Source organism: Viridibacillus sp. FSL H8-0110 (assembly GCF_038003565.1).
In the GTDB taxonomy this organism is placed as follows: Bacteria; Bacillota; Bacilli; order Bacillales_A; family Planococcaceae; genus Viridibacillus; species Viridibacillus arenosi.
Genome location: NZ_JBBOPJ010000001.1, coordinates 1701132 through 1715844, shown reverse-complemented (window position 1 = coordinate 1715844; position 14713 = coordinate 1701132). Strand labels below are relative to the sequence as shown.

The window sequence follows — 14713 nt, the reverse complement described above, 5'->3', positions numbered from 1 at the left end:
CAAGTTAGATGTCTTTTTGCTACTAGCAATTCTCCTGTCGCTTTAGAAAAAATGCTACCATGACAATAAAAGAAATGATTGTATAACAAGGCTTATCGGAAAACTTGTAGAATATTAATCTATAATGCATTTATAAAAATAGCCACTGTTAAGAAATGGGCAGAAATGTGAGGGGAATATGAGTCTAAAAGAAACACCAGAAGAAAAAAGAGAACGCTTAAGACAAAGTGAATTGAAAAATAATCCCTCTGGTTCTATACACGATGCATTAAATAGAGGAAGTAGTGGGAATATTACTGATTTAACAGGGGGTATGGGTTGGAAAGGTACAGGGATATTAATTTTAGTATTATTTTTTGGTTACATTCTATACAACCTTTTATTCTAAGGACTATTTTAGAGCGTTAGCCTTACGAAAAATTAAGCATATTCGACTTAAAATCAAATATGCTTATTAATCTGGTGAAAAGCAACAATCTAGTAAAACGGAACCTTTTGAAGAAAGTCTTCTTAGCTTGAAAATTGAAATGGCTCTACTCTCGTTTCACCTGTCTCCATATTTTTCACCGTTAGTTGATTAAGCTCTACTTCATTCTCACCAATTATTATTACATTTCGTATGCCTTCACTATTCGCACGGTCTAACGCTTTGCCAATTTTCTTGTTACTCATATCTAATTCTACCTTGTATCCCTTCTGTCTTAATCGTGTTGCAACTAATAAGGATTCCATTAATGTATTCATTGGTATGATGTAATAATCGAGTAATGAAGCCTCTATTACAGCTGAATCTTTCAAGGAAATAGCCGTATAAATGACATCTAATCCAAAAGATATACCGACAGTTGAAAAAGACTGATTCGTACCAAGTAAGCCTGCAATCGCATTATCGTATCTCCCACCACTACCAATGCTCGATTTAATTGTCTGGTCGACTAAAAAGAGTTCATAAATCGTACCTGTATATATTTCCAAACCTCTTGCTAAAAATGGGTTGAAAATACATTGCTCCGAAATATTTAAATATGCTAAGAATGATTCTAATGCTTTTAATTCATTTACTCCTTGCTCAATATTGTTATTCAATTTAGTATATGACTCAAAATAATCGATCGTCTTATTCTTCTCATCAGTTAAAAACCGCTCGATGGAATCTACTATTGTTTGTGGTAAACCTAATTCGCTTAGTTCCTTCTTTACCGTTGAAACACCCACTTTCTCTAATTTATCCAACACTAATATTACTGCACTCATTTGATCAGTAGGTACTTCAAACATTTCTAACATTCCGGATAATAATTTTCGGTTGTTATATTGAATGGCGATTTTCAAATCTAACTTGGTAAAGGCGGAAAGTGCCATTTCCATCAGCTCTGCTTCTGCAATTTGAGATTCTACTCCTACGATATCTACATCACATTGTGTAAATTCACGGAATCGTCCTGTCTTTATTGGCCCATCTCTAAAAACTTTACCAATTTCATATCGCTTAAAAGGCATTCTAATGGCGGGATTCATCGCCACAACTTTTGCAAAAGGTATCGTTAAATCATAACGAAGTGCTAAATCTCTCTCTCCCCGATCAGTTAATGTGTACATTTCCTCTAATATTTCTGCACCACCACCGTACTTTGAAGCCATCAGCTCCGTATAATTCAATATTGGCGTTTCAAGTGGTATACAACCGTATTGTATAAATGTGTCTTCAAGCGTTCTTCTAATTTTCCTTCTAATCACTTCAGCTTCAGGTAAATAATCTTGTGTACCTTTAACATTTTGATAATCCATTTTTCTCATTTGATATTCCCCCTAATTTTTTGAAAATAAAAAAACTGCACCTGATAAAAGTGATTTCCTTTATCGATGCAGTTCAATATAAATAGTCTTCCTATGCGCGATTTTATAAAATCGGATAGCAAGACTACATGTGATGATGGAATTGTGAAGTGTTACTTAAAATTTTTGTTCGTAACATATAATTCACCTCATATTTGATAATTAACTTAACATAATAATTAGAATATTTCAATGATTTTTGTTGCGCAAATTAAATTGAGACTTTTGGTGAATTGAATAAAATGAAATCAATATGCTTGATTTTTATTCGTTACTTTGTGATTCATTTAAATCAAAATCTTGCTTTAACAGTGAATACATATATAAGTCGTCAAATTTACCACAAGTAAACTCATAATTTCTTAGTAATCCTTCTTTTATAAAGCCTTGCTTTTCAACTAATTTTTGTGATGCAATATTTTCAGGTTCGATTAACGCTTCAATCCTTTGAAGTTTAAAGTTTTCAAACCCGTATTTAATTACAGCTTCAAAAGCCTCGCTAGCAATACCTTGTCCCCAGTATTCTTTGCTTAATTCAGTACCGATTTCTGTACGAAAATGCTTAGGGACCCTGTTAAGAAAACCACAGCTACCAATTACTTCATTATTTTCTTTCAAAGTAATTCCCCATCTAATTCCTGTTCCCTGTTCAAATATTGTTTGATACCAAGTGATCTCATCCATTGCATCCACCACTGTGTTAAAAGGTTCTAATCCAATATGCTTTACTACTTCATTATCAGACATATATTTTAAAACACTACTTGCATCAACTTCTGTAACTTTTCTTAATATTAATCTATCAGTTTCTAGTATTGGAAAAGTGCTGTTTTCTATTTGCATTATAAATGCCTCCAATTCAAATACAATCTAATATCGATTGTAAATAACATCTATAGAAAATCTGTTTATTTTAACAGATTTAATTACTCTAATTAATAATTTCTTTGATTTTCTTATCGTCTAAAGACATTCTAACTTTTTGAGTAATTACACCCTCACTATTTATTATATATGTTGTTGGAAAAGATCGTACATCATATAATTTCATAACTTTACCATCATTATCATCTACTAGAACTGGAAATGTCATTTCATATTTCTCAACAAATTCCTCTATTTTTTCTTTACCGCCTTTTTCTACTTTAGTCATATTTACTGCAAGAATTACCATATCAGATTTTTCTCCATACTCTTCATAGTACTTTTGCATATACGGAATTTCTTCTTTACAGGGTGGACACCATGAAGCCCAAAAATTGAGAAGTACTTTTTGTCCTCTATAATCTGATAATTTTACTTGTTCCCCAGCTAAATTTTTCAATTGAAAATCAGGTGCAACATCGTTTATTTTAAGTCCTGATTCAGCAGATTCATCTTTATCTACAAAATTTGTTTTAATCATTAATATAATCATAAAGATAACTATAAAAACTGAAATAATCTTTGCCAAAGCTCTAAAATTCATTAATATCTCCTCCAAAACATCATTTCTCAAATCAGATTCTAATAGGAATGCCAATACTAACACTTTACTTATTTTACATTAAAATATTTTATTTTCCATTTATATTTTGATTAATACTATTGTTATGTAGAACAAAAACTTGTGAAAATTTTTTATAAATAGTAAAAGACTTGTTCTATTTGTTTATTTTCAATCCACCAGGGTACATAAAAGATGAATGTTATTTTAAAGGAGTGTTTACATGAATAGACAGTATGAAGAATGTATTAAAATTTGTATGGAATGTTTGGAGGCGTGTAACACATGCTTTGATTCATGTTTAAAAGAAGATGATGTCAAAATGATGACAGAATGTATTCGATATGATCGTGCTTGTGCTGATGCTTGTATATTTGCGATTCAAGCGATGGCTTCAAACTCTCCATTTATTGAAGAGATTTGTAATCTTTGCGCTGACATTTGCGAACGCTGTGCTGAAGAATGCGCGAAACACAATCATGAACATTGCCAACAGTGTGCTCGGACTTGCCAGAAATGTGCAGATGCTTGCCGTAACATGAGCGCTTAATAATAATTAATTTAGAAAAGGCTATTTCAAAATGAGTTTTGGAGTAGCCTTAGTTTGTTTTAGCAAGATAAATGATTTACTGATTGTCTCCGAATGATTCATCACATTCTAAAGAGATTTTATTAGTTTCTATTTTCTTTTACAAATTGTATTGCCAATTCTGTTGAATGGATTAAAGATTGCTCTTTTTTTCTTTTTCGAATAGATAATGCTTCGTTAAAATGAGATAGTGCTATTTTCCATTCATCCAATTCCATTAGACACTTCCCTTTATGCTGTAGAGCAAAATCCACTAAATCACAATCATCTGTAGGTGTTAATGCTCGAATAGCTAAGTCAAACAACCTTAATGCTTCTTCATATTGTCCAGCATATTTATATGCTTCGCCTAAACGAATCAGATTAGCAATCTTTAATTTTTTTAGACCACTTTCTTCAGCAAGCTTAAAACTTTTTTCTAATATATTTACGGCTTGCTTACTATCTCCTGCAATACGATATAGATTACCAAGATTTCCAAATAGAAAAATCTGCTCAATTTTAGAATATTGCTCTAAAGATTTTATAGCCTCTTCAAATTGAGGTGTCAGTTCATTTATTGCTTCATAATTGTTGCATTTTTAACGTAAATATTGGTTTTCATCAAAGTATATGAATTCATTAAGCATTACTAAACTTGATTTTAGGATAGTAATATCCATTAGATAATACCTCCAAAAAGCTAATCTTCATTCATCTTAATGACTCTATCCACAAACTCCAACTTCGCATTAGCATAAGCATTTTCATTGTTTGGATGTTCTTTAGACAGCTTTATTTTTAACTGTTCATATTCCTTTGCCAATTCAGGTTGTGCTGTTAAGCGATCACGGAATAGTATATGCTTTTGCCACCATTCTCCTCCATACTCTACAACGTGAGCAACATGCGTTTTGAATAGAGGCTCCAAACTTTCAAACTTTGCAATAACTTCCTTGCCTTCAATGTTAACTTTCGCTAAATGATAATAACTGTTCTTTTTGAGCTCCTGAAAATCAAACATTTTAAAATCTTCTATTTTTCTTAAACCAATAATTATATCGACTAATGGCTTAGCTTTAATTCCTGGAATAGCTGTGCTGCCTATATGCTGAATATCTATTATTAAATCCCCTAAAACTCTTTGCAAAATATCCTTCTCATTTATGAAAGATTGCACCCAGTTATCATCAGGTTCCACTAAATATACTTCACTTTTTTGTAATCCAGACATTTCCATCTCCCCCTTATTATTTAAGGCTACCGTATATTACTTCCCAAAAACAGGCTAATATTATATGTAAATTTTTGTTATAATAGATGTAGCAAATAAGCATAGTTCACTGCTTAATATTCATTCAAACATTCATTTAAATTCCTAAACTTTCCATATTTAATTAATAAATTCTTGCTCCGACAAATTAACATCCCTCATTAAACTATCCGCTTCTACACCCAAATCCATTTGGATACTTACAATTCGAGTGAGATTTTCAATTACATTCAAATCGATTTGTGAACTTGTCGCTAACTTGATTAATTTGGGTACTTCCCAAGCACTTCTTAAAGCGACAGAAGCGCAAAATCCGTATCTTGGTAATGTTATGTCCCCATTCCATCCAGCATCTTTAAGTCCTTCAATATAGTTTTTAAATAATAAATTTTGATAGTAGTCACCTTGATCACTTTCAATATTTCCTTGACTCATCGCAACACCATATAATTTACCTAAATCTTCACCTAACCCCGAGATGCTTAAAAACTGCCAATCAATTAATGTCAACACCTTTTCAGCACCTTGATATGTATTAATAAACATATTTTGCCGGCTTAAATCTTGATGGGCAAGAACACGCGGTAGTTTACTTAATGTTTGGAGATGATTATTCATATTATTATTTAAACAGGTATAGGAATTCCAAATATTTTCGAGATTAAGCCCAAACTGAATTTGAGGATAATAAATGGTTGGGTCACTAGCATATCTTTTACATCCATTAATCCATGACTCAAGCCAATTACGACAAATCCAGTTGTGTTCTGGAAGTGTATGACCTGTTACATAAGCTCCATTGAAAATTCCCAATTGACGAGCCACAAATGCATAATCATTTTCAGACCAAATCTTAATACTATCTTCTATTATTTCTTCCATCCATATCCACACTGAACCATCTGTTTTTTCCTCAACGTTAAAACATTGTGAGGTATTAATCACATCAGGAAGTTTAACCAATATATCTGACTGGTTGACCAATGCTTCACGCCTCCAATAGTTGTGATACCATGGATCATTCATTTCTACTTGTCCAGGCTTTATGACCTTTACCACAACAGCCCATGGTACTTCCTTTCCCATGATATCTGCAATCCCATGAATACGGTAAACACCTTCTGTCGTAAAATTAAGGGATTTACAAACGATCGAATCAAATTCCCAGCTTTTCACACAATTAACTCGTTCGTTTAATATCTTTGAAACACATTGATGTAATATTCCCAAGTCTACACGTTTACTTAATAATAATTGGTTCATATTAGTCACCTCGTTATTTAAAGCAATATTAACTATGCTCATATTATTGATACTATCATTTATTTCCAGATAAAAGTGACAAAATTCAGGGTGATTTAATTAGTATCCAATCTCCCTGTTAAGTTTTATATGAAGAAATTTTAATTAAGAATAAAACATTCTATTACTGTGCACCTTACACTCTAGGAGGTGAAGATCCATGTCTAAGAACAACAACAAAACAAAAAATGAAAGAAATCATAACAAGACTATCGACAACAGTAATAGTAGCTATAACAGTAATAACAATGATCCGAACAACAACGAAGAATTTGCTGCTGAATTTGATGCTAAATCAAATAATAAAAGTAAAAAATCAAATAAAAGTAAAAAATAACTATACCTGAAAGATTTAACTGAACCTCGAATAGGGTCACTTTTTAAGTGTTACTATTCGGGATTCAGTTCAAAATTAATTAGCATCATTTCTTCAATTTAAATTATCAGTTAAATTTTCATTACTTTATTTTTGAGGAACACTGCCTGTAATCTGAAATTATTAAATCAATTTCTTATTTAGTAATTCAAACGTTTTCTAAATAACATCTTTACCGTAAATGGGTTGTTTTAGATGTAGTTTATTTTAATTTTTCCAATTACTTTAGGATAACCGCCATCTATTATTATATCCTCTCCCTCTTCATCTTTAGCTTCCATTTTTAAACTAGTTTCATAGGAACTACCTCTTCTATTAGAACTTATTGTGGTGAATTGATTCTATAAGAAAAGGCATTCTTTTTTCAGGCTGTTTTCTCAAAGGTTGTTGCTGTTTAAACTAAAAGGTAGATTAAATTCTGTCTTTTCGTTTTGATATTTCGTGAATCGAAAATTCTACTAAAGCTCGCCGTTAGTTAAAGTATGACTCTTCACAAATTCTTGGTTATCCGTAATATGTAGTGGATTGCCTTATTTATTAGTTTAATTTTGCCCAATGTATCTGTCGCTTTGATGAATAAAATATTGAGGAAAGGAGGTTTTTTTATGAAAAGATGCAGAAGCGGTGGGTCATCTTGGAAAAATAGATGTAATAGATTTGGACCTTTTGTTGCTATCCCTATTGCGTGTGTTATACAAAACGGCGGTGGCGGGAATAACGGCGGCGGAAGCGGTGGGAATAATTAGGTTCAACTTATGTTTAATGGATTTATAACCACACCAACCATAGAGAGTAAGCAAATATGCCCCCCTTTCTGTAGAGGGGGGTTACTTTTTTGAAGTCATCACTCCTTACTGAATATTATCTTTTAGATATTCATTCAATATAGAGGTGAAATTTAATATTCCACTTTGATATACCTGTTTATAATAACCTTCCCCTTCTTCAACTAACCGTTAGCTAATTAACAATAAACCACTTAATCCGCTTAAAAAGCATCTAAACAATCTATACGAAAATAGCCTTTTTCTAATTACACAAGATATGTCTCCCTTAATTGTTTGTTACTTCACAAATCAAAAAAGGTTTAAATTACATAAAACTTTTTGCTATAGACTCACGTCTTAGCACCGTATACAAATTTGATACGTATCAAGGGAGTAATATTATGTTCAAAAAAAGGAAATTAGAGAAAGCTTATATTTCGTTTGTAACTGAAAATCATACAAACCTATATCGCTTTTCTTATAGTTATATGAAAAATCAACAAGATGCTTTAGATGTTGTCCAGGAATCTATTCGAAAAGGGCTAAGTTCACTTCATACGCTAGAAGATGAGTCAGTTATGAAAAGTTGGATGTATCGAATAGTAATCAATACTTCAATTGATGGCATAAGAAAGCGAAAAAAAGTAATTATCATGGAAACAGATGACATTGAATATCATTTAACTGGTGTAACTGATGAATATACCAATATGGATTTGAAAAAAGCAATTGAATCGCTACCCAATTCATATCGCGCCATTATTATGCTTCGCTTTTTTGAAGATATGAAAATTGATGAAATAGCCAATGTATTAGAAGAAAATGTTAATACTATTAAAACAAGATTATATAAAGCATTAAAGTTATTGAAAATAGAATTAGAAGAGTGAATCCAGGAGGTTCAAAAGAATGAAGAGAATGAAACAACTGATAAAAGAATATAAAGAAATTGAAATACCAGAAGAAATAGAATCAGTAGTTAAGCACTCATTATTTCCAAGGAAAAGAAAGCTAAAAAAATTGTATTTTGGTATTGCAGTTGCAGCAGCTTTGTTTATGACGAGTGTCAATACAAGTTCAACGATTGCTTATGCTTTTTCCGATATTCCGATTTTAGATAAAGTTGTGAAATTAATTACGTTTAGAGAGTTTAAAGTTGATGTAGGTACTTACAAAGCAGACTATAAAGTTCCAGCAATAACTAACTTAGACAACAAAGATTTAGAAAACAGTCTAAACGAAAAATATTTAAAAGAGAATGAACAATTATATCAAGAATTTTTAGCTGATAAGAAAGAGCTGAAGAAAAATGGAGGCGGACATTTAGGTGAAAATAGTGGTTATGAAATTAAAACAGACACCAAACAACTTCTTTCAATCGGAAGATATTATGTAAATACTGTTGGTTCTTCATCAACGACAATAAAATTTGATACAATTGACAAAGAAAAGGAAATTTATATAACACTGCCAAGCTTATTTAAGAATGAAAATTATATAAAAGCTATTAGTGAAAATATACAAGAGCAAATGAGAACACAAATGAAAGAGGATGCGGAATTGACTTATTGGGTAAGTGGAACCGGTAAAGAGTTAGTATTTGATCCATTTGAAAAGATAGTTAAAGATCAAAATTTCTATATAAATAACAAAGGTAAATTAGTAATTTCATTTGATAAATATGAAGTTTCTCCTGGTTATATGGGTTTAGTTGAGTTTATAATTCCAACTGAAGTCATCCAAAATGAATTAGTGAGTAATGAATATATTAAATAGCTATTTTTCAACATTTGATTGCTGTTGATAACATATAAATTTTTTAACAATCATTTATCTAAAAACTTTTAGCAAGATAATAGAAGATTTTCTCATGCCAATAAAGTTGTTTAATTTTAATAAACTATACACACATAGCACCTTTCAGAAATGGAACAGTGTTATGTGTGTTTTTTTCTCCACCCAAGATTTTTCTCAAAACAAACAAAAATATCATTATTTAAAAAGATTCTCAACAATTACATCCCATTCTTAAAGAACAGATTACATTTATCTATATTAAAACGCAGGTGGGGTAACTGAAAATAAAACAACTGCATTTTCAACAAAATTATTTTCCCATTTATGTTTCAAATTTGCTGGTATCTTCACACTATCACCAGCTTCTAATACATATTCATCTTCATCCAAATATAACTTAATTTTTCCTTCCAAAATATATGCCACTTCCTCTCCTCTATGTTCTAAAGGATTTTCTGATGAGGAAGTATTCGAAGGTACTTTCATTAATGCTGTTGCCAAATTCCCTGTAAAATCAGGTGACAATAACTCATAGGTTAAATTATCAATGATTATTTTCTTACGATTGTTGGACCTAACGATTAAATCCTCCGTAACTATTTCTTCAAGTAGAAAACTAAAAGTTGGAACATTTAGAGTTTTAGCTAAGACTTTTAGTGTTTGAATTGACGGATTAGCTAAACCTCGTTCAATCTGGCTTAACATTGAAGGTGTAATTTCAGCTAATTTTGCTAATTCTCTACTACTTAATCCTTTAGCTTTTCTAAATTTTTCTACTTTCTTACCAATGTCTATATTCTCCATTATCGATACTCCTTAAAATAATTTAAATTTAATTAAAAATAATTAAATTTAAATTAATATCACAGCAATTGTATGTTAAACTGTATTTAAATTTATTTAATTATAATTTATAAAACGACTTGCTACAAGAAAATTAGGAGGATCAAACATATGAAAGAAATTGAAAGCAAAGAAATACAAAAATTGAAAGAACAATATCCTTTACTAAACAAACTCATTTCTTTGGAAGAAGTATTTTGGATGAATCCAAATGTTAAAAATTTTCAAACAGGAATTAATAAATCCCCTCTTACTAAAGAAGATGTAAGAGATGCAGAGGAAAGATTAAAACGTTTCGCTCCATATATCGCCAATGTTTTCCCTGAAACAAAAGAAACGAATGGGATCATAGAGTCTCCTTTAGTCAGAATTCCTGACATGAAACGTTCATTAGAACAGGGATATCAACAACCTATATTAGGTGAATTATTACTTAAATGTGATAGTCACCTTCCTATCTCAGGATCTATTAAAGCACGAGGTGGTATTTATGAAATTCTCAAACATGCAGAAGACTTAGCTTTTCAGCATAATTTGTTAACAATTCAAGATGATTATTCGATTTTAGATAGTGATAGATTTCGAAAGTTCTTTTCACAATATTCAATCGCTGTAGGCTCGACTGGAAATTTAGGACTTAGTATTGGCATCATCAGTGCAAAATTAGGGTTTAATGTTACTGTTCATATGTCAGCTGATGCAAAACAGTGGAAAAAAGACTTGCTTAGAAGTAAAAATGTCAAAGTTATTGAATATGAAGCTGATTATAGTAAAGCAGTGGAGGAAGGTCGAATTCAAGCTGATAGTGACCCAACATGTTATTTTGTAGATGATGAAAATTCTCACGACCTATTTTTAGGCTATGCAGTGGCTGCAAGTCGATTGAAGAAACAATTGGAAGAGCTAGAGGTAACAATAGACGAAAATCATCCTTTATTTGTTTACCTTCCATGTGGAGTAGGTGGTGGTCCTGGAGGCGTAGCTTTTGGTTTAAAATTATTGTATCAAGATCATGTTCACTGTTTCTTTGCAGAACCTACCCACTCACCTTGTATGTTACTTGGTTTAATGACTGGACTTCATGATCAAGTTTCTGTACAAGATTTTGGTATAGATAATGTTACAGATGCAGATGGGCTTGCTGTAGGAAAGCCATCTGGGTTTGTCGGTAAAACTATGGAGCCTTTTTTAAGTGGTAATTATACGGTTAGCGATGAACAGTTGTATATGTTACTAAAAGAACTAGTCGATACTGAGGGCATTCATTTAGAACCTTCTGCATTAGCAGGCATGATAGGACCAAGTAAATTATGCAAAGAGGGCATCGATTATTTACAGAACCATAATTTAAAGGAAAAGATGAGTAAAGGTACACATATTATTTGGGGAACTGGTGGAAGCATGGTTCCTGAAGAAATGATGACGCAATACTATCAAACAGGTTTAAAATTATCGTTAGAAAATAAATGATTTTCTTTTTCTTATTAAGAAAAGCTCTCGTTAGTTTATAGACTCCCTCCCCTGCTAGAACTTCTGAAGTTCAGCTATTGCCTTAAACCGGTTAGATAATCCATTAGTGGCTTTGCTTTAATTTCCGAAATTACTTTACTAGCAATATGCATGAACAGTGGAAGAAATAAAAATAATTCATATTGCTCCTCCAAAAATTTCATGGTAAAATTATAAAATGCCTAAAAATAGTGAGTGATAAATATGATTCAAACTACAAATTCACGAAAACTATATATTTCAACAACAAAAACCCTCGACTAAAACCAGTCGAGGGTTTTTGTTGCTCTTGGGAAAGATTTTTATTGGGGGTGCAAATTTATGAATCAAGTCACAAATTCAAATGGTTCAATACTTGCTGGGTGGATTAGTTTAATAAGCAATATTATTTTAACAATTCTTAAAATTGTTGTAGGTACTCTCTTCAATAGCCCTGTTCTTCTTGCAGATGGTTATCATAACGCTGGTGATGTTATTGCAAGTGGTGCTGCTTTAACTTCAATGCGTATTTCAAAACGTCCTGCAGATGAAGACCATCCTTATGGCCACGGTAAAGCTGAAGTAATCAGCTCTGCCATTGTTGGTATAATTTTATTACTAGCAGCAATTTATATTGCCTTTGAATCTTTTTCAGCATTCTTTCATGAACCTGAGAAAGCAAGTGTAATAGCTTTTATTACTGCAATTATTTCACTCGTATGGAAGCAAGTTTTATACGTATATACGATTAGAATTGGTAAAAGAACGAATAGTAAAGGCTTAATTGCAACTGCCTATGATCATCTAGCAGATGTGTATGCTTCATTAGCAGCCGTATTGGGAATTGGCCTTGCACTAGTTGGAGAGATTTATCATATTCAAATCCTTACTTACGGAGATCCAATTGCGGGTATCATTGTAACCATTTTAGTTTTTAAACTTGCATATGGCATGATAATAGAAGCGATAGATACTCTTATGGAAAAAAGTGTTAGCAAGGAAAGATTGGATAACTTTATGACTTTAATACTTACTATTCCAGAAGTGAAACGAATAGATCGTCTACGAGCTAGAGAACATGGACATTATGTATTGGTGGATCTTAGAGTAGGTGTGCAAGGTGAATTAACAATTCAAGAAGGTCATGATATTATTCGCAAAATCAAAAAAACTATAATGGAAAATCAACCTGATGTCGATGAAGTTCTTATTCACCTAAATCCTTGGTACGAAATTGACAAAGCTTAAAGCCTTTACTTACTTATTTGAATGTTCTATTCACATTTATTTTGCCTTACGAAACATTTTTTAAAAAATCGATGTTAAATGATAGACTTTTCTGTTAATTAAGTATATAGTTAAGGAGAAATCTTCCTTTTATAGCCCTTATTTTTAGTTTCGCTCACTCATTTAGAGTGAGCATTTTTTTATGGGGTTTAATCATAAATGCTTGAAACTTACACATAAGAAAAATTGATCGATTATTATAATATTAATAACATTTACTTATTTCTAATTTAGATTCACAATTATCTTAACGTTATTAAGAAAAGGAGGTCATTTTATGGCGATTGATTTTCATAGTCAGGATAACCGTTCTACTTATGCCAAGCGACAAGCAGATGATACTTGGGTGAATATGATCCAGTCAATTTGTGTGATTGAAGGTAAAAACGTTTTAGATATTGGATGTGGTGGAGGTATTTACACAAAAGCATTTGCAGAAATGGGCGCTTCTTTTGTTACGGGATTAGATTTTTCCGAGCAAATATTGTCTTCAGCCAAAGAGAACTGCAAAAGTTATACCAACATCAATTTCCATTTAGGTAATGCCTTAAATTCTCAACTAAAAAAAGAACAATATGACATTATTTTAGAAAGAGCAATCATCCATCATATTAATGATTTGGACAGTTGTTTTAAAGAAGCTTATCAATTGTTAAAACCAGGCGGTATTTTCATTATTCAAGATAGAACACCTGAAGATTGCTTACTTGAAGGAAGTTCTACTCACATAAGAGGTTATTTTTTCTCCAAATATCCATCCTTAGTGAGTAAAGAAACTATAAGAAGACATTCAAGTGAAAAAGTCATTCAAACATTACTAGTAGAAGGATTCAAAGATCCACAAGGTTTTTCGTTTTGGGAAACAAGAAAGACATATAAAGTGCTAACTGATCTAGAAACAGATTTATTAAATAGAACTGGAAGATCCATTCTACATGACTTGAGTGACAAGCAACTTGAAGAACTCGTATCGTATATTAAAGAACAGCTGGCTTCAAATGATAACAAGATCATTACCGAAAAAGATAGATGGACTATTTGGAAAGCTATAAAAGATTAATAAGTGTCTGCCACTTAGGTTATTAAAAACTTTTTTGGGTATAATATTTTTGAATTCAAAGTATTCACTTAAAAAGTCATACTCACACAAGGAGTTGGTATTGAAATGAAAGTTGTCAAAACACTCGTTACTGGATTATTAGCAAGTGGTATTGTTCTAACAGGCGTTTCAGCACCTAATAGCGAAATTGATATAGTACATGCAGAGACATCAATCATTCCGCTATCACCTAAGCCACCTATTACGACTTATGACTATTACACAGCAGAAGGTCAAGCCAAAGTGTACAAAATCGTCACGGTGAAAACGAAAATAAATGGGAAAGTTAAAACAACAACAAAACTTGTTGCGTTTAAAGTTGATGAATTTGGCTCAGCTTTCAAGGTCTCCCAAACAATTGGCTTACCATCAACAGTACAAGCTTATATTGGGAAGAGAATAGAATACAAAAAAATTGTTGCCTACAAAGATTTATCCGAAGCGGAAATAGGAACAACTTATTATCTTAAAACAAAACAAGATGGTGTTTACGAAACCACACAGGATAAGTGGAACAGTTGGTTTTCGTCAGTAAAATAGATATGGGATAGGGCTATCAGTTATTGGATAGCCCTTTACTCTTTGTTGTCA

At 31.8% G+C, this 14713-nt stretch carries 17 protein-coding genes; 10 read left to right on the top strand and 7 right to left on the bottom strand.

The window, feature by feature from the left end; genetic code table 11:
• The first annotated feature begins 178 nt into the window (after positions 1 to 178).
• Complete coding sequence (locus tag MHH98_RS08585) at positions 179 to 388, top strand: DUF6366 family protein (RefSeq protein WP_340712561.1); 210 nt, start codon at positions 179 to 181, stop codon at positions 386 to 388.
• Positions 389 to 510: 122 nt separating this feature from the next.
• On the opposite strand, the gene MHH98_RS08580 is transcribed toward MHH98_RS08585, so the two are convergent.
• From MHH98_RS08580 to MHH98_RS08570, 3 genes are all read right to left on the bottom strand, one after another.
• Complete coding sequence (locus MHH98_RS08580) at positions 511 to 1797, bottom strand: histidine--tRNA ligase (RefSeq protein WP_340712559.1); 1287 nt, start codon at positions 1795 to 1797, stop codon at positions 511 to 513.
• A 303-nt stretch (positions 1798 to 2100) separates the two neighbouring features.
• The gene (locus MHH98_RS08575) at positions 2101 to 2679 is read right to left on the bottom strand and encodes a GNAT family N-acetyltransferase (RefSeq protein WP_076034607.1); all 579 of its coding nucleotides are present in this window, start codon (positions 2677 to 2679) and stop codon (positions 2101 to 2103) included.
• 88 nt (positions 2680 to 2767) lie between these two features.
• On the bottom strand, positions 2768 to 3304 hold the full coding sequence (locus tag MHH98_RS08570) for a peroxiredoxin family protein (RefSeq protein ID WP_076065901.1): 537 nt from the start codon (positions 3302 to 3304) through the stop codon (positions 2768 to 2770).
• A 241-nt stretch (positions 3305 to 3545) separates the two neighbouring features.
• On the opposite strand from MHH98_RS08570, the gene MHH98_RS08565 reads away from it, so the two are divergent.
• Complete coding sequence (locus tag MHH98_RS08565; RefSeq protein WP_076065900.1) at positions 3546 to 3872, top strand: four-helix bundle copper-binding protein; 327 nt, start codon at positions 3546 to 3548, stop codon at positions 3870 to 3872.
• A 122-nt stretch (positions 3873 to 3994) separates the two neighbouring features.
• On the opposite strand, the gene MHH98_RS08560 is transcribed toward MHH98_RS08565, so the two are convergent.
• From MHH98_RS08560 to MHH98_RS08550, 3 genes are all read right to left on the bottom strand, one after another.
• A complete protein-coding gene (locus tag MHH98_RS08560) occupies positions 3995 to 4402 on the bottom strand; it encodes a tetratricopeptide repeat protein (RefSeq protein ID WP_281492165.1) in 408 nt (135 codons plus the stop codon).
• 191 nt (positions 4403 to 4593) lie between these two features.
• Positions 4594 to 5124 carry a GrpB family protein gene (locus MHH98_RS08555; protein WP_340708891.1) on the bottom strand — a complete coding sequence of 177 codons (531 nt, stop codon included), beginning with the start codon at positions 5122 to 5124 and terminating at the stop codon, positions 4594 to 4596.
• Positions 5125 to 5283: 159 nt separating this feature from the next.
• On the bottom strand, positions 5284 to 6426 hold the full coding sequence (locus MHH98_RS08550; RefSeq protein ID WP_340710953.1) for a phosphotransferase: 1143 nt from the start codon (positions 6424 to 6426) through the stop codon (positions 5284 to 5286).
• A gap of 199 nt (positions 6427 to 6625) precedes the next feature.
• On the opposite strand from MHH98_RS08550, the gene MHH98_RS08545 reads away from it, so the two are divergent.
• The 4 genes from MHH98_RS08545 (at position 6626) to MHH98_RS08530 (ending at position 9384) form a co-directional block, all read left to right on the top strand.
• Entirely contained in the window at positions 6626 to 6802 is a 177-nt protein-coding gene (locus MHH98_RS08545) for a hypothetical protein (RefSeq protein ID WP_168170734.1), read from the top strand.
• 644 nt (positions 6803 to 7446) lie between these two features.
• Positions 7447 to 7587 carry a hypothetical protein gene (locus MHH98_RS08540; RefSeq protein WP_340712556.1) on the top strand — a complete coding sequence of 47 codons (141 nt, stop codon included), beginning with the start codon at positions 7447 to 7449 and terminating at the stop codon, positions 7585 to 7587.
• Between the two features lie 422 nt (positions 7588 to 8009).
• The gene (locus MHH98_RS08535) at positions 8010 to 8498 is read left to right on the top strand and encodes an RNA polymerase sigma factor (protein ID WP_340712555.1); all 489 of its coding nucleotides are present in this window, start codon (positions 8010 to 8012) and stop codon (positions 8496 to 8498) included.
• A 19-nt stretch (positions 8499 to 8517) separates the two neighbouring features.
• Complete coding sequence (locus MHH98_RS08530; protein ID WP_340712554.1) at positions 8518 to 9384, top strand: DUF3298 and DUF4163 domain-containing protein; 867 nt, start codon at positions 8518 to 8520, stop codon at positions 9382 to 9384.
• A gap of 279 nt (positions 9385 to 9663) precedes the next feature.
• Here the strand turns inward: MHH98_RS08530 and MHH98_RS08525 are convergent, their stop codons facing one another.
• Entirely contained in the window at positions 9664 to 10209 is a 546-nt protein-coding gene (locus MHH98_RS08525) for a helix-turn-helix domain-containing protein (RefSeq protein ID WP_340708887.1), read from the bottom strand.
• Positions 10210 to 10359: 150 nt separating this feature from the next.
• Between MHH98_RS08525 and MHH98_RS08520 the strand changes: the two genes are divergently transcribed.
• The 4 genes from MHH98_RS08520 (at position 10360) to MHH98_RS08505 (ending at position 14662) form a co-directional block, all read left to right on the top strand.
• Entirely contained in the window at positions 10360 to 11718 is a 1359-nt protein-coding gene (locus tag MHH98_RS08520; RefSeq protein WP_038185312.1) for a D-serine ammonia-lyase, read from the top strand.
• A 360-nt stretch (positions 11719 to 12078) separates the two neighbouring features.
• Complete coding sequence (locus MHH98_RS08515) at positions 12079 to 12984, top strand: cation diffusion facilitator family transporter (protein WP_038185314.1); 906 nt, start codon at positions 12079 to 12081, stop codon at positions 12982 to 12984.
• A 316-nt stretch (positions 12985 to 13300) separates the two neighbouring features.
• Positions 13301 to 14083 carry a class I SAM-dependent methyltransferase gene (locus MHH98_RS08510; protein ID WP_340712552.1) on the top strand — a complete coding sequence of 261 codons (783 nt, stop codon included), beginning with the start codon at positions 13301 to 13303 and terminating at the stop codon, positions 14081 to 14083.
• Between the two features lie 105 nt (positions 14084 to 14188).
• Entirely contained in the window at positions 14189 to 14662 is a 474-nt protein-coding gene (locus tag MHH98_RS08505) for a hypothetical protein (RefSeq protein ID WP_340710952.1), read from the top strand.
• The last annotated feature ends 51 nt before the right edge of the window (positions 14663 to 14713 follow it).